We start from the raw sequence: 20,426 nt of genomic DNA, 5'->3' as shown, positions 1-20,426 counted from the left end.
GGGCAGTGGTGGTCATCGCGGGGTCGAGGTGCGGAACAAGGAGCCGCCCCGGACGTCGGCCCGCGGCGGTCAGGTCGTGAAGCGTGCGGCGCCGAGCGCCGCGAGCGTGTCGGCGGGCCATTGCTGCGCGGCGCCGCCCAGATAGTCGGTCACCACTTTAGCAGAGCCGCACGCGAGCGCCCAACCGGCCGGGCCGTGCCCGAAGTTGACGAATACGCGCGGATGCGCGGTCGGACCGACGACCGGCAGGCCGTCCGGCGACAGCAGCTGGGTGCCTTGCCACGACAGCGCGGCCGAGATACGCGCGGCGCCCGGCACCCAGTCGTGAACGGCCTGGCCGAGCAGGGCGAGCGCGGCTTCCGACAGCGGCTCCGGCAGCGGTTTCGCGGTGTCGGCGCTGCTTTGCAGCACGGCGCCGCCGCCCACGCGCAGCCGCTGCTGCGTGCGCGTGATCGAGATCCGCTTGATCGCGTCGACGACGCACAGGTGCGGCGCATGTTCTTCGTATGCGACCGGCGCGGTCAGCGTATGGACGCGCACCGGATGCAGCGGCAGCCGCCAGCCGAGGCGCGCCAGCAACGGCAGGCTGCCGGCGCCGGCGGCGACCACGACTGCGTCGGCCGAAATCACGTCGACCTCGCGCGCGTTCGCCGCATGCCGGCCGTCGGCCGGCGCGAGCTCGACCGCGGCGCGCCCGGCGTCGGCGCGGATCGCGGCAACTTCCGCGCCGAAGCGGAACTGCACGCCGTGCTCGTCGAGCGCCTGCTTGACCAGTTTCGCGAACAGCGGGCAATTCCCGGTGCGCTCCGTCTCGAACAGCACGCCGCCCGCGCAGCTCGGCTCGGCCGGCACCGACGGCTCGAGCGCCGCGCAGGCGTCGGCGTCGAGCACGCGGTATGGCTGGTCGAGCGTCCGCAGCAGGTCGAGCGCGGGCTGCAGCGCGTCCCAGTCGCGCGCGTCGCGCACGACGTGCAGCACGCCCGATTTCTGTTCGTATTCGAGCTGCAGGCGCGCCTCGATGTCGGCGACGGTGTCGCGCGCCGCGTCGATCAGCGGACGCAGCCGCCCGTACTGCGCGGCGAACGCGTCGGGCTCGCGCAGCGCCGCGAGCTGCTTGACGAAGCGGCGCACGCCGCCGTTGAAGCCGGGCTTGTACAGGATGCCGGTGTCGCGCGGCTGGCGGTGGCGCATGAAGGTCGGGCCGAACCAGACGTCGAGCGGGCTCGGCAGCAGCGTGCCGCCGTCGCCGTAGGTGGCGCCCTGCGCGACGGTCGCGTGACGTTCGACCACACACACGCGATGGCCGGCCGCACGCAGCTGGTAGGCGGTGGCGACGCCGCTGATTCCGCCGCCGATGACGATGACATCCATGGATTGCTTCGATGACGGCGGCACGCGCCGCCCGATGAGAATTCGCTGACGGGCCGCCGGCCCGGGGAACCGGGAATGATAGCGCCAAAATCGCGGCAACCGGCGCGTACGCGCCGTCCAGTTCCGCCAACCGGGCGCGGCCGCGCGTCCAGCGGGGCGGCCGGGCCCGCCCGGCGGCCCGGCAGGCCCGGCCGCGGCCGAAGCGCCGTCGCGGTGGGCCGCCCGTGCCCGCCCGGCGGCCCGGCAGGCCCGGCCGCGGCCGAAGCGCCGTCGCGGTGGGCCGCCCGTGCCGATCGGCCGGTCCGGGGGCCGACTTCCGGGTATAATTACGGCCTTCCTTTCGCCACACGTCGCCACCTCGCGCGACTCATCGACGTCAGTCCAGCCCATGGCTCACTTCTCGTGTTTTCCCGGCGCTTCGGCCCTCTCCGATTTCCGTCAAACCCGTCTGCTCGACACGCTCAGGCAGATCGACGCCAACATCGTCGCCGTGCGCGGCCAGTTCCTGCACTTCGTCAATGCGTCCGAGCCGCTGTCGGCCGACGACAGCGCGCGCATCGACGCGCTGATGCACTACGGCGCGCCGTTCGAGCCGGCGGCCGAGAAGGGCACGACGGAGACCTTCGTCGTGCTGCCGCGCTTCGGCACGGTTTCGCCGTGGGCCAGCAAGGCGACCGACATCGCGCAGCACTGCGGCCTCGTGCAGGTGCGCCGCATCGAGCGCGGCGTCGAATTCACGGTGACGCTGAAGTCGGGCCTGCTCGGCGGCAAGAAGGCGCTGTCCGACGACGCGCGTGCGGCCGTCGCCGCGGCGCTGCATGACCGGATGACCGAGAGCGTGGTCGCCGCGCGCGACGACGCGCGGCATCTGTTCGACGAACTGCCGGCCAAGCCGCTCGCGACCGTCGACGTGCTGGGCGCCGGCCGCGCGGCGCTCGAGCGTGCGAACGCCGAGCTGGGCCTCGCGCTCGCCGACGACGAGATCGACTACCTGGTCGACGCGTTCCGCAAGCTCGAGCGCAACCCGACCGACGTCGAGCTGATGATGTTCGCGCAGGCGAACAGCGAGCACTGCCGTCACAAGATCTTCAACGCGCAGTGGACCATCGACGGCGAAGCGCAGGACATGTCGCTGTTCGCGATGATCCGCAACACCGAGAAGCTGAGCCCGCAGGGCACGATCGTCGCGTATTCGGACAACTCGTCGATCATGGTCGGCGCCGAAGCGGAGCGCTGGTTCCCGCGCGGCGCGGGCGCGGCCGGCGAGCCGGGCGAACGGTATGGCCGCCATACCGAGCTCACGCACACGCTGATGAAGGTCGAGACGCACAACCATCCGACGGCGATCTCGCCGTTCCCCGGCGCGGCGACCGGCGCGGGCGGCGAGATCCGCGACGAAGGCGCGACCGGCCGCGGCGCGCGGCCGAAGGCCGGGCTCACCGGCTTCACGGTGTCGAACCTCGATCTGCCCGACGCACGCCAGCCGTGGGAAAACGCCCGCGATGCGGCGCAGCCGGTCGGCGAGCGCAACCCGAACGAGCAGCACGGCCCGTACGGTCGTCCGGACCGGATCGCGTCGCCGCTGCAGATCATGATCGACGGCCCGCTCGGCGGCGCCGCGTTCAACAACGAGTTCGGCCGTCCGAACCTCGGCGGCTACTTCCGCGTGTACGAGCAGAACGTCGGCGGCACGGTGCGCGGCTATCACAAGCCGATCATGATCGCGGGCGGCCTCGGCAACATCGCCGATCAACACACGCACAAGCACGACGTGCCGGCGGGTTCGCTGCTGATCCAGATCGGCGGCCCCGGCATGCGCATCGGCATGGGCGGCGGCGCGGCGAGCTCGATGGCGACCGGCGCGAACACCGCCGAACTCGACTTCGACTCGGTGCAGCGCGGCAACCCGGAAATCGAGCGGCGCGCGCAGGAAGTCATCAACGGCTGCTGGCAGCTCGGCGCGGAAAACCCGATCCTGAGCATTCACGACGTCGGCGCGGGCGGCCTGTCGAACGCGTTCCCCGAGATCGTCGACGGCGCGGGCAAGGGCGCGCGCTTCGAGCTGCGCAAGGTCGCGCTCGAGGAGTCGGGCCTGTCGCCGCGCGAGATCTGGTCGAACGAAGCGCAGGAGCGCTACGTGCTGGCCATCGCGCCGGCCGACCTGCCGCGCTTCGAGGCGATCTGCGCGCGTGAGCGTTGCCCGTTCGCCGTGGTCGGCGTCGCGACCGACGAGCGCCAGCTGCAGCTGGTCGACACCGAAGCGACGGGCGCCGACGAATTCCCGGTCGACATGCCGATGGAAGTGCTGCTCGGCAAGCCGCCGCGCATGCATCGCGACGTCGCGCGCGTCGCGACCGAGCGTGCGCCGGTCGACGTGACGGGCATCTCGCTCGCGCAGGTCGCGCTCGACGTGCTCAAGCATCCGACGGTCGGCAGCAAGTCGTTCCTGATCACGATCGGCGACCGCTCGGTGGGCGGCACGTCGGTGCGCGACCAGATGGTCGGGCCGTGGCAGGTTCCGGTGGCCGACTGCGCGATCACCGCGCTTGACTACGCGGGCTTCAAGGGCGAGGCGATGACGATGGCCGAGCGCACGCCGCTCGCGGTGATCGACGCGCCGGCGTCGGGCCGCATGGCGGTCGGCGAGGCGATCACGAACATCGCGAGCGCGCCGATCGCGTCGCTCGACAAGCTGAAGCTGTCGGCGAACTGGATGGCCGCGTGCGGCACGGCCGGCGAGGATGCCGCGCTGTTCGACACGGTGAAGGCGATCGGCATGGAGCTGTGCCCGGCGCTCGGGATCGGCATCCCGGTCGGCAAGGACTCGCTGTCGATGAAGACGAAGTGGGACGAGCAGGGCGTCGCGAAGGAAGTGGTGTCGCCGGTGTCGCTGATCATCTCCGCGTTCGCGCCGGTCGAGGACGTGCGCCGCCACCTGACGCCGCAACTGCGCCGCGTCGCCGACGCGGGCGACAGCGTGCTGATCGCGATTGATCTGGGCCGCGGCAAGAACCGGATGGGCGCGAGCATCTTCGCGCAGGTCACGCAGCAGGTCGGCGACACGACGCCCGACGTCGACGATCCGGAAGACCTGAAGCGCTTCTTCAACGCGATCCAGTCGCTCAACGCGCAAGGCAAGCTGCTCGCCTACCACGACCGCTCGGACGGCGGCCTGTGGGCGACCGTCTGCGAAATGGCGTTCGCGGGTCACGCCGGCGTGTCGCTGAACGTCGACATGCTGACGCTCGATCCCGACCACGAATCCGACTACGGCGACGCGAAGGACTGGGCGAAGCAGACGAGCGGCCGCCGCGACGACCGCACGCTGCGCGCGCTGTTCTCCGAAGAGCTCGGCGCCGTCGTGCAGGTGCGTGCGAGCGAGCGCGACGCGGTGCTCGGCGCGCTGCGCGAATTCGGCCTGTCGGCATGCTCGCACGTGATCGGCACGGTCAACGATCGCGACGTGATCGAGGTGTACCGCGACGCGAAGAAGATCTTCGACGCACCGCGCGTGGAACTGCATCGCGCGTGGAGCGAAGTGAGCTGGCGCATCGCGCGCCTGCGCGACAACCCCGCGTGCGCCGATGCCGAACACGACGCGCTGCTCGATGCGGCCGACCCCGGCATCTCGCCGGTCCTCACGTTCGATCCGGCCGACGACATCGCCGCGCCGTTCATCGCGACGGGCGCGCGCCCGCGCGTGGCGATCCTGCGCGAGCAGGGCGTGAACTCGCACCTCGAAACCGCGTATGCGTTCGACCGCGCGGGCTTCGATGCGCACGACGTGCACATGAGCGACCTGCTCGCCGGCCGTGCGACGCTCGCCGATTTCGCGGGCGCGGTCGCGTGCGGCGGCTTCTCGTACGGCGACGTGCTGGGCGCCGGCGAAGGCTGGGCCAAGACGATCCGCTTCAACGCGCAGCTCGCCGACATGTTCTCGGCGTTCTTCGCGCGCCCCGACACGTTCGCGCTGGGCATCTGCAACGGCTGCCAGATGCTGTCGAGCATCGCGTCGATGATCCCGGGCGCGCAAGCGTGGCCGAAGTTCACGCGCAACAAGTCCGAGAAGTTCGAGGCGCGTTTCTCGTTCGTCGAAGTCGAGAAGTCGCCGTCGATCTTCTTCGCGGGGATGGAAGGCTCGCGCATTCCGGTCGCGGTCGCGCACGGCGAAGGCTATGCCGACTTCTCGCAGCAGGGCGACATCGACCGCGTCGCGGTCGCGATGCGCTACGTCGACCATCGCGGCGAGGCGACCGAGCGCTATCCGTTCAACCCGAACGGGTCGCCGGCCGGCATCACGTCGGTCACGACGGCCGACGGCCGCTTCTCGGTGCTAATGCCGCACATGGAGCGTGTGCACCGCACGGTCACGATGAGCTGGCATCCGGAAGGCTGGGGCGAAGCGAGCCCGTGGCTGCGCGTATTCCGTAACGCGCGCCGCTGGATCGGCTGATGTTCGATCCACACGCGCCGGTCGACATCGTCACGTTGCGCGACGAACGCGCGCGCGACGTCGATGCGATCGGTCGCGTGATCGCGGCCGCATTTGCCGGCGAGCCGCGGCAAGGCCAGCGCGAGCGGCAGATCGTCGACGCGCTGCGCGCGGCCGGCGCGCTCGGCGTGTCGCTGGTCGCCGAGCGTGACGACCGCGTGATCGGCCACATCGCGTTTTCGCCGGTTGCGATCGGCGGCGCGTCGCCGGACAGCCGTTGGTATGCGCTCGCGCCGCTCGCGGTGCGGCCCGATTGCAGGCGGCAGAGCGTCGGCGCGGGGCTCGTGCGCACCGGGCTCGATGCGCTGCGCCGGCTCGGGGCACATGGTTGCGTCGTGCTCGGCGATCCCGCGTACTACGCGCGGTTCGGCTTTGCGCCTTGCAGCGATCTGGCGTTGCACGGTGCGCCGGCCGGGCGTTTGCTTGCGCTGGCGCTCGATGCACACGCGCCGCGGCCGTCGGGCGACGTTCGCTATTACGACGCGTTCGATCTCGGCTAGCGCGGGCGCTTTACTGTCCGCCGTCCCGTCGCACCGAAAGCCGCCTCGAAGCGGCTTTTTTTGCGCCCGCCGCACGGCCTGCGCACAAAAGAAAAAGGCCGCTCGATCGAGCGGCCTCGTGCGTGGGCGCGGGGCGCCGACGTTACTGGATCTTCGCCTGCTGACGCAGACCTTCCTCGAACGCCTGCAGCTTCTGCTGCACGATCTGCTGTGCGATCTGCGCCTTCACCTGATCGAACGGCGGCGGCGCGACGTCGCGGACGTCGTCGACACGGATGATGTGCCAGCCGAACTGCGTCTTCACCGGCTGATCGGTCATCTGGCCTTTCTGCAGCTTCTGCGCGGCGGCCGCGAATTCCGGCACGTACGCCTTCGGATCGGACCAGTCGAGATCGCCGCCGTTCTTGCCCGAACCCGGATCCTTCGAATACTGCTTCGCCAGATCCTCGAACTTCGCGCCGGCCTTGATCTTCGCGATCAGGTCCTTCGCCTGCTGCTCGTTGTCGACGAGGATGTGGTGCAGGTGGTACTCGCGGTTGCCGCCTGCGCCCTTGACCAGATCGTCGTAGCGCGCCTTCACTTCGGCGTCGGTCGGCTGGTTCTTCTTCAGGAAGTTTTCGATCATCGAGCGCAGCACGACCGTCTGCTGCGCGACGGCGATTTGCGCCTTCACGTCGGGACGGTTCGGGATGCCTTCGCGAATCGCTTCCTGCATCAGGATTTCGCGGTTCACGAGTTCCTGGCGCACGGCTTGCTGAAGTTGCGGGCTATCGGCCTGGCCTTGCTGGACGAGCTGCGCGACCATCGCATCGACGCGCGACTTCGGAATCGGCGTGCCATTGACGACGGCGATGTTCTGGGCGAATGCCGGTGCCGCTGCAAAAGCAGCCGCCGCGACCCACAGGCGGGGGGATTTCAGGATCATCGGGAATTCCTGTTGAGACTAGATTGAAGATTCGTTGAATTCTTCGGGCGTGTAAGCCACGATTGCGAGCGCGTGAATGCCGCGCTGCATCGCATCAGCGAGCGCATCATACACCAGCCGGTGCCGCGCGACGCGCGACTTGCCGGCGAATGCGGCGGACACGATCGTGACCGTGTAATGGCCGCCGGCGGACGCGCCCGCGTGGCCCGCGTGCTGCGCGCTGTCGTCGCGCACCGCGAGCGACAGCGGCGCGAGCGAGGCGCTCAGGCGGGCTTCGATCAGCGCGATGCGTGCGTCGGGCGACGCGTTCAGAAAGGCGTCGGTCATCTCACTCGTCCTTCAGATATTTCGTGAGCCACAGGCTCTGCAGGATGATGAACACGACCATTGCGCCGGTCGTGCCGAACAGCTTGAAGTTCACCCATTGCGATTCGGTGAAGTTGTGCACCACGTACAGGTTCGCGAGGCCGAGCACCGCGAAGAACAGCGCCCATGCGACGTTCAGCTTGTCCCACACGGGGTGCGGCAGCGTGAGCTGCTTGCCCATCATTTTCTCGATCAGGTTGTTGCCGAACGCATAGCGCGCGGCGAGCAGCCCGATCGCAAACAGCCAGTACAGCACAGTCGGTTTCCATTGAATGAATTTCTCGTCATGCAGGACGAGGGTGGCGCCGCCGAACACGACGATCACACCGAGACTGACCCACAGCATCGTGTCGACTTTCCGGTGCCGGAACGCGACCCACGCGACCTGGGCCAGCGTTGCCGCGATCGCGACGGCGGTGGCGGTGAAGATGCCCCAGACCTTGAAGGCGGCGAAAAACAGGATGATCGGAAACAGATCGAACAGGAATTTCATGGCGCTCGCAGCTGCGTGAAAGGCCGCGTCGAGCGGCCTTTCACCGTGGTGGGGACCCGCGGGGCGCTACCGCCGGGAGCGGCGCAGCGGGCGACGCTGTGCCGATCGATCCGCGCGGTGACGCTCATTCGTTTTCGGGTCGGGACTCGAAGTTTAACGCAGCCGAATTGATGCAGTAGCGCAAACCGGTCTGGTCGCGCGGGCCGTCCTCGAACACGTGACCGAGATGCGCGCCGCAATGGTTGCAGCGCACCTCGACGCGCACCATCCCGTGCGAGCGGTCGATCTTCTCGTCGATCACCTCGCCGTTCAGCGGCTTGAAGTAGCTCGGCCAGCCGCAGCCCGAATGGAACTTCGCGCCGGATTCGAACAGCGGCGTGCTGCAGACGACGCACTTGTAGATGCCGGCGTCCTCGGTGTCGGTGTATTCGCCGGTGAACGCGCGCTCGGTCGCCGCATGCTGCGTGACCTCGTACTGCATCGGCGTGAGGCGGCGACGCAGCTCGGCGTCGTCCTTCTGATACGGGTAGGTCTTGTCGTCGGAATCGTGTGACATGGGGGAGTTCTCCTGATCGGTCGGCCGGGTCGTGCGCATCACGACGAGCAGCTCACTTCGAGCGACCCGGCCCAGTCGGGCGGCAATGCCGCATACGGTTCATGTTCCGGTTGTTCGTCGAACGGGCGGCGCAGTATCTGCGCGAGCCGTTCGACTTCGGAAAAGTCCTTGTCCTTCGCGCGCCGGATCGCGACTTCGGCCAGATGGTTGCGCAACACGTATTTCGGGTTCACGCGATTCATCGCGGCCGCGCGGGCCGCGTCGTCGCGCGTTTCCTCCGACAGCCGCGCGCGGTAGAGGTTCGCCCACGCGTCGAACGCGGCGCGATCGATGAACAGGTCGCGCACCGGCGCGTCGCGGCTCGCGTCGTGCTTCGACAGCTGCGCGAGCCGGCGAAACGTCAGCGTGAAGTCTGCGTGGCTCGCGTGCATCGTTTCGAGCAACTGGTTCGCGAGTTCGGCGTCGTGCTCGCGCTCGAGCGCGAGGCCGAGCTTCGCGCGCATCGCGCGCTCCAGCGCCGGGCCGAAGCGCTCCGGGAACTTCGCGAGCACGGCCTGCGCGTCGTCGACCGCGCGTTCGGCGCGCGCATCGTCGTCGGCGATGCCGTGCTGCAGGCCGATCAGCGGCAGCAGCGCCTGCGCGAGGCAGTAGCAGTTCCAGTGCGCGATGCGCGGCTGCATCCGGTACGCGTAGCGTCCGCTCGTGTCCGAGTGGTTGCAGATGTGGTTCGCATCGAACGCGTCGACGAAGCCGAACGGGCCGTAGTCGATCGTGACGCCGAGGATCGACATGTTGTCCGTGTTCATCACGCCGTGGCAGAAACCGACCGCCTGCCACTGCGCGACCATGTCGGCCGTGCGCAGCATCGCGGCTTCGAGCAGCGCGAGGTAGGGATCGTCGGCTTCGCGGCAGGTGGGGTAGAAGCGCTCGATCACGTGGTCGGCGAGCCGGCGCAGCAGGTCGGGGCGATCGTTCGAGAAGAAGTGCTCGAAGTGGCCGAAGCGCACGAAGCTCTCGGACACGCGCGTGACGACGGCCGACGTCTCGATCTCCTCGCGCACGACCGGCTGGTCGGAGCCGATCACCGTGAGCGCGCGCGTGGTCGGAATGCCGAGGTGATGCATCGCCTCCGAACACAGGTATTCGCGGATCGACGAGCGCAGCACCGCGCGCCCGTCGCCCATGCGCGAATACGGCGTGCGGCCGCCGCCTTTGAGCTGCAGTTCGTAGCGCCGGCCGTCGCTGCCGGGCAGCTCGCCGATCGTCAGCGCGCGGCCGTCGCCGAGCTGGCCGGCCCAGACGCCGAACTGATGGCCCGAATACACCGATGCGTACGGCAGCGCGTGGGCCGGCCAGTCGCGTGTCGGATTGCCGGCGAACAGCTCGGCGAATTGCGCGTGCGCCGCGAGCGACGGCGGCAGGCCGAGCAGTTGCGCCACTTCGGCGGAGAAGCCGACGACGTACGGCGCGGGCAGCGGCGCGGCCGGCAGCCGCGTATGAAACGCGTCGCCGAGCGCAACGAACGCGTCGTCGCCGGGCGCCGCGAGCGTCGCGGCGAGGTCGGGAAGAGTGTCAGCCGGATCGGCTGCGCTTCGGGAAAACGACATGTTGAGCGCCTCTGGGTAAGCCGATATTGTAAGGCGGCGTCGCGCCGCCCGCATGGCGGCCCGCGCGCCGCGCGCGGCGGCCGTTCGGGCCTGGGCCCGGGTCCGGGCACGGCGGCGCGCACGCGCAGCGCTGCGGGGCCAGTCACCGATTCGCGTCCTTCCGGAGAACAAGACGATGGGTAAGCCGTTGCTGGGCCAGATGATGGATATGCCGTTGCTGGTGTCGTCGCTGATCGCGCATGCCGCGCGTCATGCAGGTGACACCGAGATCGTGTCGCGCCGCGTGGAAGGCGACCTGCATCGCTACACGTACCACGACTGCGAGCAACGCGCGAAGCGCGTCGCGCAGGCGCTCGCGCGGCTCGGCGTCGAGGCGGGCGAGCGGGTCGGCACGCTGGCGTGGAACGGCTATCGGCATCTCGAGGCTTACTACGGAATCGGCGGGATGGGCGCCGTGTGCCATACGATCAACCCGCGTCTGTTTCCCGAGCAGATCGCCTATATCGTCAATCACGCGGAAGACCGCTACGTCCTGTTCGACCTCAATTTCGCGCCGCTGGTCGACGCCATCGCGCCGCAGTGCCCGCACGTGAAGGGCTGGATCGCGATGACCGATGCCGCACACCTGCCGGCCGGCAGCACGCCGTACCTGTGCTACGAGACGCTCGTCGAAGCCGAGGACGGCCGCTACGACTGGCCGCGCCTCGACGAGCAGCAGGCGTCGGGCCTTTGCTACACGTCGGGCACCACCGGCAATCCGAAGGGCGTGCTGTATTCGCATCGCTCGACGGTGCTGCACGCATACGGCGCCGCGCTGCCCGACGCGATGAACCTGTCGGCGCTCGACGCGGTGCTGCCGGTCGTGCCGATGTTCCACGTGAACGCATGGGGGCTGCCGTACGCGGTGCCGCTCACCGGCGGCAAGCTCGTGCTGCCCGGCAAGGATCTCGACGGCAAGTCGCTGTACGAACTGATGGAAGCCGAACGCGTGACCTTCTCCGCGGGCGTGCCGACCGTGTGGCTCGGGCTGCTCAACTACATGCGCGAGGCCGGCGTGCGCTTTTCGACGCTGAACCGTACGGTGATCGGCGGCTCCGCGTGTCCGCCGGCGATGCTGCGCACGTTCGAGGACGAATACGGCGTGCGCGTGATCCATGCGTGGGGGATGACCGAGCTGTCGCCGCTCGGCACGCTCGCGACGCTGAACTGGGCGCAGTCGCAGCGGCCGCGCGATGCGCAGCGCCGCTTGCTGGAGAAGCAGGGGCGCGTGATCTGCGGCGTCGACATGCGCATCGTCGGCAACGACGGCCGCGAACTCCCGTGGGACGGCGTCGCGTTCGGCGAATTGCAGGTGCGCGGCCCGTGGGTGATCGACCGCTACTTCAAGAGCGACGCGTCGCCGCTGTCGGACGGCTGGTTCCCGACCGGCGACGTCGCGACGATCGACCACGACGGCTTCCTGCAGATCACCGATCGCAGCAAGGACGTCATCAAGTCCGGCGGCGAGTGGATCAGCTCGATCGACATCGAGAACGTCGCGATCGCGCACCCGGGTGTCGCCGAAGCCGCGTGCATCGCGTGCGCGCACCCGAAATGGACCGAGCGGCCGCTGCTCGTCGTGGTGCCGCGCGACGGCGCGAACCTGACGCGCGACGCACTGCTCGCGTTCTTCGACGGCAAGGTCGCGAAGTGGTGGGTGCCCGATGACGTCGTGTTCGTCGACGCGCTGCCGCACACTGCGACCGGCAAGCTGCAGAAGCTGAAGCTGCGCGAAACGTTCCGCGATTACGTGCTGCCGACCGCGGTCGGCGCTCAGTAAGCGCCGGCGACGGCCGGGACTGCTGCGGCGCGGCGGCGCAATCGCGCCCCGCATCGTCGCAAAATTCAAATTGAACGACCGTTCTTTTTCGTTGTATGCTGCCTCCGTTCGATCCGGACATGCGGCCGTTCGACCGCGCACAATCCAGCGCAGCCACCGTGGCGCGCGATGCATGGAGGCAGGCAGATGGCAGTGGATTACACGACTCGCGACGGCGTGGCCGTCATCACGCTCAACAATCCGCCCGTCAACGGGCTCGGCCTGTCGACGCGCCAGGGCGTCATGGAGGGCCTCGAACGCGCCGCGCAGGATCCGGCCGTCACCGCAATCGTGCTGACCGGCGCGGGGCGCGCGTTCTCGGGCGGCGCGGACATCACCGAATTCAACATGCCGAAGGCGCTGCAGGAGCCGACGCTGCACACCGTGATCCGCGCGGTGGAGGCGAGCGCGAAGCCGGTGGTCGCGGCGCTGCACAGCGTCGCGATGGGCGGCGGGCTCGAGCTTGCGCTCGGCGCGCACTACCGGATCGCCGCGCCCGGCGCCCAGATCGCGCTGCCCGAGGTGAAGCTCGGCCTGCTGCCCGGCGCGGGCGGCACGCAGCGGCTGCCGCGCGCGGTCGGCCTCGAAACCGCGTTGAACATGATCGTGTCGGGCGCGCCGGTGCCGTCGGAGCAACTCGCGACGAGCGGGCTGTTCGACGCGATGGCCGACGGCGACCTGCTCGATGCCGCCGTCGCGTTCGCGCGCCAGGCCGGCGCGCAGAGCGGCCCGCATCCGCGCGTGCGCGATCGCAAGATCGTCCACGAGAACGCCGCCGGCTTCATCCAGTTCGCACGCAATTCCGCGCGGGCGGCCGCGCCGAATTTCCCCGCGCCGCACAAGTGCATCGACGCGATCGAGGCCGGCGTGCTGCACGGCTTCGACAAGGGCAGCGTTGCGGAGCGTGACGGCTTCGTCGCGCTGATGATGACGCCGGAGAGCCGCGCGCTGCGGCATGCGTTCTTCGGCGAGCGCGCGGCGAGCAAGATCCCCGACGTGCCGGCCGATACGCCGGTGCGCGAGATTCGCCGCGTCGGCGTGGTCGGCGCCGGCACGATGGGCGGCGGCATCGCGATGAACTTCGTCAACGCGGGCTTGCCGGTCACGCTGCTCGAAACGACGCAGGAGGCGCTCGACCGCGGGCTCGCGACGATCCGCAAGAACTACGACGCGCAGGTCAGGAAGGGCAAGCTCACGCAGCAGAAGCTCGATGCGCGCATGGCGCTGATCGCGCCGACGCTGTCCTACGACGATCTGCACGATGCCGACCTGATCGTCGAGGCCGTGTTCGAGGAACTCGGCGTGAAGGAGCAGGTGTTCGGCCGGCTCGACGCCGTCGCGAAGCCCGGCGCGATCCTCGCGTCGAATACGTCGACGCTCGATATCGACCGCATCGCCGCGTTCACGAAGCGTCCGCAGGACGTGGTCGGCATGCACTTCTTCAGCCCCGCGAACGTGATGAAGCTGCTCGAGGTCGTGCGCGGCGCGAACACCGCGAAGGACGTGCTCGCGACCGTGATGGCCGTCGCGAAGAAGATCCGCAAGACGGCCGTCGTGTCCGGCGTGTGCGACGGCTTCATCGGCAACCGGATGATCGAGCAGTACATCCGCCAGGCGCTGTTCATGCTCGAGGAAGGCGCGCTGCCCGCGCAGGTCGATCGCGCGATCGAGAAGTTCGGCTTCGCGATGGGGCCGTTCCGGATGAGCGACCTGGCCGGCAACGACATCGGCTGGGCGATCCGCAAGCGCCGCTACGTCGAGCAGCCGGACCTGCATTACTCGAAGATCGCCGATCGCCTGTGCGAACTCGGCCGCTTCGGCCAGAAGACGGGCGGCGGCTGGTACGACTACGTGGCGGGCGAGCGCACCGCGAAGCCGTCGGCGCTCGTCGACGAGATGGTGGTCGCCTATTCGAACGAGCGCGGCGTCGAGCGACGCAAGATCGGCGACGACGAGATCGTCGAGCGCCTCGTGTTCGCGCTCGTCAACGAAGGCGCGAAGATCCTCGAGGAGAAGATCGCGTCGAAGGCATCCGACATCGACATGGTCTACCTGACCGGCTACGGCTTCCCGTTGTGGCGCGGCGGCCCGATGCTGTACGCGGACACCGTCGGCCTCTACAACGTCGAGCGCGCGATCCGCCGCTACGCGGCCGCGCCGAACGGCGACGCATGGCGGCTCGCGCCGTCGATCGTCGAGCTGGCGAAGGCCGGGCGCGGCTTCAATGGCTGACGGCCGCACGCGGCGGCGCGAGCGCCGCCTGCACGGAGGAACGCAATGAAATCAACCGAAGACGTGTTGCTCGTGATCGACGTGCAGAACGATTTCATGCCGGGCGGCGCGCTCGCGGTGCCGGACGGCGACGCGGTCGTGCCCGTCATCAACGCGCTCGCGCAGCGCTTCGAGCAGGTCGTGTTGACGCAGGACTGGCATCCGCGCGAGCACGTGTCGTTCGCCGCGAACCATCCCGGCCGCACGCCGTTCTCGACGCTCGAGCTGCCGTACGGCGAGCAGGTGTTGTGGCCCGTGCACTGCGTGCAGGACACCGAAGGCGCGGCCCTGCATCGCGACCTCGACATACCGCACGCGCGGCTCGTGATCCGCAAGGGCGGGCATGCGCAGGTCGACAGCTATTCCGCGTTCGTCGAAGCCGATCGCACGACGCGCACGGGGCTCGCCGGCTATCTGCGCGAGCTCGGCGCGAAGCGCGTGTGGTGTTGCGGCCTCGCGACCGACTATTGTGTCGCGTGGTCGGCGCTCGATGCGCGCGCGGCCGGTTTCGACGCCGCGGTGATCGACGATGCGTGCCGCGCGATCGACCTGAACGGCTCGCTCGCGCACGCGTGGCAGCAGATGCAGGCGGCGGGCGTCGCACGTGCGGCGTCCGCGAGCGCGCGCCCGGCGGCGTAGCGCATTTCCATCAGTACATGAAGCAGGACCGAAGGAGACTCGCATGACCGAAGCCGTAATCGTATCGACCGCACGCACGCCGCTCGCGAAGTCGTGGCGCGGTGCATTCAACATGACGCACGGCGCGACGCTCGGCGGCCACGTGGTCGCGGCCGCGCTCGAACGCGCGAAGCTCGACCCGGCGCGCATCGAGGACGTGATCATGGGCTGCGCGAACCCCGAAGGCGCGACCGGCGCGAACATCGCGCGGCAGATCGCGCTGCGCGCCGGGCTGCCGGTCAGCGTGCCGGGGATGACGGTGAACCGTTTCTGTTCTTCAGGGTTGCAGACGATCGCGCTCGCCGCGCAGCGGATCATCGCGGGCGAGGGCGACGTGTACGTCGCGGGCGGCGTCGAGTCTATCTCGTGCGTGCAGAACGAAATGAACCGGCACATGATCCAGGAAGGCTGGCTCGTCGAGCACAAGCCCGAGATCTACTGGAACATGCTGCAGACCGCGGAGAACGTCGCGAAGCGCTACGGGATCGCCAAGGAGCGTCAGGACGAATACGGCGTGCGCTCGCAGCTGCGTGCGGCGGCCGCCCTGGAAGCCGGGCGCTTTCGCGACGAGATCGTGCCGATCACCGTGCGCGCGGGCATCGCCGACAAAGCGACCGGGCGGCTCTACACGCAGGAAGTGACGGTGTCGGCCGACGAAGGCATCCGGCCCGACACGACGCTCGAAGGCGTGTCGAAGATTCGGTCGGCCGTGCCGGGCGGCGTGATCACCGCGGGCAATGCGAGCCAGTTCTCGGATGGCGCGGCGGCATGCGTGGTGATGAACGCCGATATCGCGCAGCGCGAAGGGCTGCAGCCGCTCGGCGTGTTCCGCGGGTTCGCGGTGGCCGGCTGCGAACCGGACGAGATGGGCATCGGTCCGGTGTTCGCGGTGCCGAAGCTGCTGAAGCAGACGGGCTTGAAGATCGACGACATCGGCCTGTGGGAACTGAACGAAGCGTTCGCCGTGCAGGTGCTGTACTGCCGCGATACGCTCGGCATCCCCGACGAGCGTCTCAACGTGAACGGCGGCGCGATCGCGGTCGGCCATCCGTACGGCGTGTCGGGTGCGCGCCTCACCGGCCATGCGTTGCTCGAAGGCAAGCGGCGCGGCGTCAAATACGTGGTCGTCACGATGTGCATCGGCGGCGGGCAGGGCGCGGCCGGCCTGTTCGAAATCGTCTGATTTTTTCGGCGCGGCGGCTGCGGCGGCGCGTTTCAGCGGCCGCCGTAACCGCGTCGCGAATCGGCGAGATTCGTCCGCAATTCGTAAGGATGGGGAAGCAAACGGCGCGGCTGCGATGCTGCCGTTTCCCCTTACTTGTCAAACGAATTGCCGCACCTATACTTGCTCTGACATTTGCCTTTCGGCCGGATGGGCCGGCGCGCGTCGTCCCGATGCGCGCGATGCGTCGCCGGCTGCCGACGCGCACGATGCAGCGCGCGTGTCCGGCGCCGCGGACGTTCGCACCACGCAGCAGACCGAACGGGGATCGAATTGAGCACGACCTATGCAGCCGGGGAACCGCCGCGCGTCGTCAGTGCGGCCGCGAAGCTCTACGCGAAATGCCTGCTGGTCGCATTCGCATTGTTGCCGGCCTATCTGATCGGCTATCTGTGGTTCTTCAGCGACCCGCGCGTCGTATTCGAGAATCACGCCTTCCATGAGTTCGCGATCGCTGCGGCGACGCTCGAGGGCGCCTTCGTCACCTACGTCACGTGGGTCTGCTACCGCTCCTCCGGCGAGCCGTTGCTGCGCTGGCTCACGCTCGGCTTTCTCGGCTTCGCGATGATCTACGCGCTGCACGGCCTGTTCACCGGGATGGCGCATCACAATATCTGGCTGTTCCTGCTGTACGGTCCCGCGTCGCGGCTCGTGATGGCGATGCTGCTGCTGACGGGCCTGCTGTCGTATTTCCAGCCGCCCGATCGCGTCGAGAAGCGCACGCGCGCGCGTACCTGGCTGCCCTGGATCGTGGCGTTCCTGCTGATCGATGCGGCCGTTGCATACATCGCGTATTCGCCGGTCGCCGGCGCGCTCGGCACGCGGCTGTCGATGGAAGGCGGCGCGCTCGTGTTCTCGTTGCTGAACGTCGGCGTACTGCTCACGCGGCGCATCCGTTCGCCGCTGATGGTGATCTACGGCATGTCGATCATGGCGTTCGCGCTGTCGTCGCTCGCGTTCATTCTGGGCAAGCCGTGGAACCACATGTGGTGGCTCGCGCATGCGATCTTCGCGGGCGGTTTCTTTCTGCTCAGCTACGGCGTCGTGCAGGCGTTGCAGTCCACCCGCTCGTTCTCCGCGATCTACAGCCAGGAAGACCTGATGAGCCGGCTGTCCGAATCGATGGCGCGCACCGAGAGCGCGCTGCAGGAACTGCGCCGCACGAACCAGAAGCTCGAATACATGGCGGCCACCGATCCGATGACCGGCGCATCGAATCGCCGCCAGTTCATCGCGCAGGTCGAGCGCGAGATCCAGCGGGCCGAGCGCGACGGCACACCGTTTTGCCTGCTCGCGCTCGACCTCGACAACTTCAAGAACATCAACGGCGCGTACGGTCACCAGATCGGCGACGAAGTGCTGCGCGGCGTCGTGCGCCAGTGTCTCGAAGCGATCCGGCCGACCGGTGCGCTCGCGCGCGTGGGCGGCGAGGAGTTCATGGCGCTGTTGCCCGACATGCCGCTCGAAGGCGCACGCATGACGGCCGAGCGCGTGCGCTCGTCGATCGCCAGCTCGCCGTTCGGGCTCGACTTCAAGCGCGTGCAGGTGACGGTCAGCGTCGGCGTCGCGCAGTACGGCGTCGACGGCAGTACGGTCGACGCGTTGCTGCGCGTGGTCGATGAACGGCTGTATCAGGCGAAGCGCGACGGACGCAATCGCGTCGTCGCGCATTGATCGTCGCGCGCCGCGCGCTGAAAAGGCCACGGAGGTGGACGCGCGCCATGCGGCTCGTGCCGGTCGCGCGTCCTTGGCGGGTCAGCGCGCCGCGACCGCCGTCGCGGTTTCCATTTGCTGCGACGCCTGCCACCAGTACTTGCCCGCACGCAGTTGCGGATCGCGGATCGCCAGATACGTGGTGCTCCAAAGCTGCGCGGCGTTGGCCTCCGTCGCATCGGCGCTGCGCGTACCGAACGCATCGGCGTGGTATTGGCCGTTGGTATAGGACCACGTCCACATTTCCGACGTGCGCATGTCGCGTCCGTTCGAGATCACCTGCCAGATCGTCTGCCGGGCCTGCGTGAGCAGCGTGCGCGTCGCGGCCGACAGATCCTGGCGTGCGAGCTGACGGTCGAGCCCGGCCACCCACATCGCCTGTTGCCACGACCAGATCACCGTGCCGTGATACGCGGAACTCGTGAACTTCGGCCATAGCGCGGTGCTGGCATACGCGGGGTTCGCGATCAGCATGCCGACGTCGGTGACGAGGCCGGTCGGGAACGGCCGCGTGACGTCGGCGACGATGCGCTGCAGCTCGGCGTCGGGCGGCGTGCCGAACAGCAGCGCGAAGCCGCCGTCGGAATTCATCACCGGGATCGGCGTGCCTTGCTGATCGAGCGACAGCGCGTAGAAGGTCAGCGGCGCGCCGGGCGCGGCGCCGGCCGGCACGCCGGCGCTCGGCGCATAGGCGGACACGTCGGCCGCCGCCTGCGCGGCCGGCACGCTGACCTGGAACAGCGGCGGCGCCTGCTGCTCCCAGACGGCCGCCTCCGCCGCGGTGTTCGCGAGCGCGGCGCGTTGGCCGGCGTCCAGGTACGGATCGAGCAGGCCGCGCGCGAGGAACGCATTGGCCGCGCGCAGCGCGGCCGGCACGAGCACGGCGTTCACGTCGTAGGGATAGACGCCGCCGCCGAGCCCGTCGGTGCTGTCGCGCCAGTTGCCGACGATCTCGCCGTCACGCAGATGGATCAGGTTGGCGACCGACGGCTGCTGCGCGAACGGCTGCGCAGTGGTCGCGACGTGCAGCAGGTTCACGACGAGGCGGCTGCCGTTGGTGCGGCCGTCGCTGCCGCGTTGCGCGAGGTAGGCCGCCGCGCGCGCCTGGCCGCGCGCGTCGTCGACCAGCCACGCCGCCGCGATCGGCGCGAGCAGGTAGTCGCTGTCGATCATCTTGTAGTCGTAGGTCGGCGTCGCGTCGTTCGCGCGGCCGTGCTTCGCGTTGTCGATCAGCGCGAACTCGCCGATGCCTTCCTCGTGCGCGACCTTGCCGTCGTCCGACAGGCGGCTCAGCACCGACGTCAGCCCGGCCTCGATCGCGGCGGGTTCGAGCACCGGCATCAGCATGCGCACCGAGATCAGCGTGTCGCGTCCGAAGTAGGTGTCGTATTGCCACGAGCCGGCCAGCAGCTTGTCGTGGAAGCTGATGAATTCGAGCACGTTCTGGCTCACCGGGTCGGGATTCACGGACGGCGCGAACAGCTCGGCGCGTGCGATCGGCGACAGCGGCGACTCGCCCGACAACGCGTCGACGTGCAGTTTCAGCGTATGCGAGCCGGCTGCCGCGCGCAGCACCAGCTTGCCGCCGGCGGCCGTCGCGATGCTGCCGCCGTCGCGCAGCGTGATGCGCAGCGCATAGCCGGGCGCGCCGTCGATCCGGTCGCGCTGCCATTGCGCGGCGCTGCCCTGGACGGCGGGCGCGGTGACGATCTCCGCCGGGATCGTCGCGCCGCCGTTGAAGTCGCGCAGGAAGCGCACGCTGCTGAGCAGCCCCTGGTGGATCGTCAGCGTGTCGGTGTCGACCGACACGTCCGCGCCGATGCCGTACAGCGGACGGCCGTGCGCGTCGGGCGCGGACAGCGCCGACGGCGGCGTGTCGAGGCTCCAGTTCACCGGCTGCGCGGTGTCGTCGAACCACAGCCCGGTGCCGCTGTTGCCGGCCGGAAACACCACCAGCAGACGCGGCTTCGTCGACGAGCGCACCAGCAGATGGGCGGCCACCTGGTCCTGCCGGTAGAACGCGTTGATCTGGCCGCCCGCATCCATCCGGAACGACAGCGCGGCGCTGGACGACGGCGGCGGGCCGCTCGACTGGACGTCGTCGTCGTTGCACGCGGCGAGCAGGGCGGCGCAGACGAAGCCGAGACACAGCGATTTCGCGAAGCGATGAATCTTCATAACGACCCTCCTGACGACTGCGATTGTTATCGGCATGCTCGAATCGGCGGAATGCTCCGGCCGTTGTGCGTGGCATTGCGGGCATTCTTCAAATGCCCGTTTTAATCGTCGTGTGATACGCGGCGCGAATTGATTGGGAATTAGTCGGACGCGCGATAAATTTCGAAGCGGAAGCAAAAAGACGGCCTGCTCGTCG

At 68.9% G+C, this 20,426-nt stretch carries 14 protein-coding genes; 7 read left to right on the top strand and 7 right to left on the bottom strand.

All coding sequences use genetic code 11. The annotated features are described in order from the left end of the window. Positions 1-69: 69 nt before the first annotated feature. Positions 70-1,371, bottom strand: a complete 1,302-nt coding sequence (locus C3Y15_RS02125; protein WP_059568336.1) for an FAD-dependent oxidoreductase — start codon at positions 1,369-1,371, stop codon at positions 70-72. Positions 1,372-1,759: 388 nt separating this feature from the next. Here C3Y15_RS02125 and purL point away from each other — a divergent pair, with 388 nt between their 5' ends. Together purL and C3Y15_RS02115 are read left to right on the top strand one after the other, a co-directional pair. Beyond that, a complete protein-coding gene (purL, locus tag C3Y15_RS02120) occupies positions 1,760-5,824 on the top strand; it encodes a phosphoribosylformylglycinamidine synthase (protein ID WP_124259638.1) in 4,065 nt (1,354 codons plus the stop codon). Beyond that, a complete protein-coding gene (locus tag C3Y15_RS02115) occupies positions 5,824-6,363 on the top strand; it encodes an N-acetyltransferase (protein ID WP_046426919.1) in 540 nt (179 codons plus the stop codon). The genes purL and C3Y15_RS02115 overlap by 1 nt, the downstream gene beginning before the upstream one ends. 142 nt (positions 6,364-6,505) lie before the next feature. Here C3Y15_RS02115 and C3Y15_RS02110 read toward each other — a convergent pair whose 3' ends face one another. The 5 genes from C3Y15_RS02110 to C3Y15_RS02090 all read right to left on the bottom strand — a co-directional run bounded on the left by C3Y15_RS02110 (position 6,506) and on the right by C3Y15_RS02090 (position 10,310). Further along, positions 6,506-7,288, bottom strand: coding sequence for a peptidylprolyl isomerase (locus tag C3Y15_RS02110; RefSeq protein WP_011885066.1), 783 nt, complete (start codon positions 7,286-7,288; stop codon positions 6,506-6,508). An 18-nt stretch (positions 7,289-7,306) separates the two neighbouring features. Beyond that, entirely contained in the window at positions 7,307-7,615 is a 309-nt protein-coding gene (locus tag C3Y15_RS02105; RefSeq protein WP_011885065.1) for a BolA family protein, read from the bottom strand. A 1-nt stretch (position 7,616) separates the two neighbouring features. Further along, positions 7,617-8,147, bottom strand: coding sequence for a septation protein A (locus C3Y15_RS02100; RefSeq protein WP_014723160.1), 531 nt, complete (start codon positions 8,145-8,147; stop codon positions 7,617-7,619). A gap of 124 nt (positions 8,148-8,271) precedes the next feature. Beyond that, positions 8,272-8,703 (bottom strand): peptide-methionine (R)-S-oxide reductase MsrB, encoded by a 432-nt coding sequence (msrB, locus tag C3Y15_RS02095; protein WP_011885063.1) that lies wholly within the window; start codon positions 8,701-8,703, stop codon positions 8,272-8,274. Positions 8,704-8,741: 38 nt separating this feature from the next. Continuing rightward, the gene (locus C3Y15_RS02090; protein WP_045579009.1) at positions 8,742-10,310 is read right to left on the bottom strand and encodes a protein adenylyltransferase SelO; all 1,569 of its coding nucleotides are present in this window, start codon (positions 10,308-10,310) and stop codon (positions 8,742-8,744) included. Between the two features lie 175 nt (positions 10,311-10,485). Between C3Y15_RS02090 and C3Y15_RS02085 the strand changes: the two genes are divergently transcribed. From C3Y15_RS02085 to C3Y15_RS02065, 5 genes are all read left to right on the top strand, one after another. Further along, complete coding sequence (locus tag C3Y15_RS02085; protein ID WP_124259639.1) at positions 10,486-12,129, top strand: 3-(methylthio)propionyl-CoA ligase; 1,644 nt, start codon at positions 10,486-10,488, stop codon at positions 12,127-12,129. Positions 12,130-12,315: 186 nt separating this feature from the next. Next, complete coding sequence (locus C3Y15_RS02080; RefSeq protein ID WP_124259640.1) at positions 12,316-14,400, top strand: 3-hydroxyacyl-CoA dehydrogenase NAD-binding domain-containing protein; 2,085 nt, start codon at positions 12,316-12,318, stop codon at positions 14,398-14,400. A 45-nt stretch (positions 14,401-14,445) separates the two neighbouring features. After that, a complete protein-coding gene (gene pncA, locus C3Y15_RS02075) occupies positions 14,446-15,078 on the top strand; it encodes a bifunctional nicotinamidase/pyrazinamidase (protein WP_124259641.1) in 633 nt (210 codons plus the stop codon). Positions 15,079-15,121: 43 nt separating this feature from the next. After that, a complete protein-coding gene (locus tag C3Y15_RS02070) occupies positions 15,122-16,300 on the top strand; it encodes an acetyl-CoA C-acyltransferase (RefSeq protein WP_059461301.1) in 1,179 nt (392 codons plus the stop codon). A 312-nt stretch (positions 16,301-16,612) separates the two neighbouring features. After that, on the top strand, positions 16,613-18,013 hold the full coding sequence (locus C3Y15_RS02065) for a sensor domain-containing diguanylate cyclase (protein WP_011885057.1): 1,401 nt from the start codon (positions 16,613-16,615) through the stop codon (positions 18,011-18,013). An 81-nt stretch (positions 18,014-18,094) separates the two neighbouring features. Here the strand turns inward: C3Y15_RS02065 and C3Y15_RS02060 are convergent, their stop codons facing one another. Next, positions 18,095-20,224, bottom strand: a complete 2,130-nt coding sequence (locus tag C3Y15_RS02060) for a hypothetical protein (RefSeq protein ID WP_124259650.1) — start codon at positions 20,222-20,224, stop codon at positions 18,095-18,097. Positions 20,225-20,426: the final 202 nt, after the last annotated feature.

The organism is Burkholderia sp. B10 (assembly GCF_004368385.1).
Taxonomy (GTDB): domain Bacteria; phylum Pseudomonadota; class Gammaproteobacteria; order Burkholderiales; family Burkholderiaceae; genus Burkholderia; species Burkholderia vietnamiensis.
The sequence above is the reverse complement of the archived record's forward strand: the minus strand, read 5'-3'. Positions and strand labels throughout refer to the sequence as shown.

Coding starts and splice junctions, on each gene's coding strand:
- C3Y15_RS02125 (WP_059568336.1), bottom strand. CDS start 1,371: ATGGATGTCATCGTCATCGGCGGCGGAATCAGCGGCGTCGCCACCGCC.
- purL (WP_124259638.1), top strand. CDS start 1,760: ATGGCTCACTTCTCGTGTTTTCCCGGCGCTTCGGCCCTCTCCGATTTC.
- C3Y15_RS02115 (WP_046426919.1), top strand. CDS start 5,824: ATGTTCGATCCACACGCGCCGGTCGACATCGTCACGTTGCGCGACGAA.
- C3Y15_RS02110 (WP_011885066.1), bottom strand. CDS start 7,288: ATGATCCTGAAATCCCCCCGCCTGTGGGTCGCGGCGGCTGCTTTTGCA.
- C3Y15_RS02105 (WP_011885065.1), bottom strand. CDS start 7,615: ATGACCGACGCCTTTCTGAACGCGTCGCCCGACGCACGCATCGCGCTG.
- C3Y15_RS02100 (WP_014723160.1), bottom strand. CDS start 8,147: ATGAAATTCCTGTTCGATCTGTTTCCGATCATCCTGTTTTTCGCCGCC.
- msrB (WP_011885063.1), bottom strand. CDS start 8,703: ATGTCACACGATTCCGACGACAAGACCTACCCGTATCAGAAGGACGAC.
- C3Y15_RS02090 (WP_045579009.1), bottom strand. CDS start 10,310: ATGTCGTTTTCCCGAAGCGCAGCCGATCCGGCTGACACTCTTCCCGAC.
- C3Y15_RS02085 (WP_124259639.1), top strand. CDS start 10,486: ATGGGTAAGCCGTTGCTGGGCCAGATGATGGATATGCCGTTGCTGGTG.
- C3Y15_RS02080 (WP_124259640.1), top strand. CDS start 12,316: ATGGCAGTGGATTACACGACTCGCGACGGCGTGGCCGTCATCACGCTC.
- pncA (WP_124259641.1), top strand. CDS start 14,446: ATGAAATCAACCGAAGACGTGTTGCTCGTGATCGACGTGCAGAACGAT.
- C3Y15_RS02070 (WP_059461301.1), top strand. CDS start 15,122: ATGACCGAAGCCGTAATCGTATCGACCGCACGCACGCCGCTCGCGAAG.